Raw genomic sequence first — 1,233 nt, 5'->3', positions numbered from 1 at the left:
TCGGCGGTGGCCGCGCGGCGACGGCGCTGCTCGACCGGGTCCGGGACCGGCACCGCCGCGACCAGCCGCCGGGTGTACTCCTGCGTCGGATGCCGCAGGATGTCGTCGCGCCCGCCCGCTTCGACCACAGCGCCGTTGCACAGCACCACGATCCGGTCGGCGAGCTGGTCGACCACCGCCAGATCGTGGCTGATGAACAGGCAGGCCCAGCCGAATTCGGCCTGCAGTTGCGCGAACAGTTCCAGCACCTTGGCCTGGACGGAGACATCCAGCGCACTGGTCGGCTCGTCGGCCACCAGAATGTCCGGATTGAGCACCAGGGCGCGCGCCAGACTGGCCCGCTGCCGCTGCCCGCCGGACAGCTCGTGTGGATACCGGTGCTCGGTGCCCGCGGGCAACTGCACATCATCGAGCAGGAATCGCACCCGATCGCGCAGCGCCTGCCCCTTGACCACCTTGTGCACGACCAGTGGTTCGGCCACACAGTCCCCGACCGTCATGCGCGGATTCAATGACGTCGCCGGGTCCTGGAAGACGAACCCGAGCCGCCGCCGCAGCGGCCGCAGCCGCCGCTCCGACAGCCCGGTGATCTCCTGCCCCAGCATCCGCACCGACCCCGACGAGGGCCGCTGCAGGGCCGCCACACAGCGGCCGATGGTGGACTTCCCGGAGCCGGATTCGCCGACCAGGCCCAAGGTTTCGCCCTTGTCGATGGCGAGGCTCACCCCGTCCACCGCCCGGAAGGCCGGGCGGCCCAGCGCACCGGGGAACTCGACCACCAGATCGGCGACCGCGAGCACCGGCTCACCCCCCACCGGCGTGGGCGACGTGCGCGCTTCGGGGGCAACGGGTTTCGCCACCGGGATTCGACCGGCGCGAGTGGCGGGCGAGCCGCCCGCACCCGGCAGCGCCTCCGCCGATCCCGACGATCCGACCGCGCCCGAACGCACCTCCTCGTTCGCACTCCGGCGCGTCGCCTCGGGACTCGGCGAACCGCCCGTGCCCGCCGCCTCGGCTGCTGAGCCTCGCGGCCCCACCATGCGCGCCCCGTCCGCTGCACCCAGCGCTCCCATGGTGCGCGGGCCATCCGCCGCATTCGGACCATCCGCTGTGTCCGACCCGGCCACGGTGCTCACCCCATCGACCGCGCTCGGCCTGTCCGCCGATTCCGCGCCCAGCTCCGCATGCTCGGATTCCCCGGACGCGAGCGCCCGCTCCTCGGGCGGCAGTACC

1 pseudogene is annotated in these 1,233 nt (G+C 73.0%); it reads right to left on the bottom strand.

Annotated features, from left to right (window positions below):
- Positions 1-809 (bottom strand): annotated as a pseudogene (locus tag QK444_RS36355) (ATP-binding cassette domain-containing protein); the annotation flags it as partial.
- Positions 810-1,233: the final 424 nt, after the last annotated feature.

The sequence above is a fragment of the Nocardia sp. CC201C genome (assembly GCF_030010695.1).
Lineage (GTDB): Bacteria > Actinomycetota > Actinomycetes > Mycobacteriales > Mycobacteriaceae > Nocardia > Nocardia otitidiscaviarum.
This window is presented reverse-complemented; position numbering and strand designations above follow the sequence as displayed.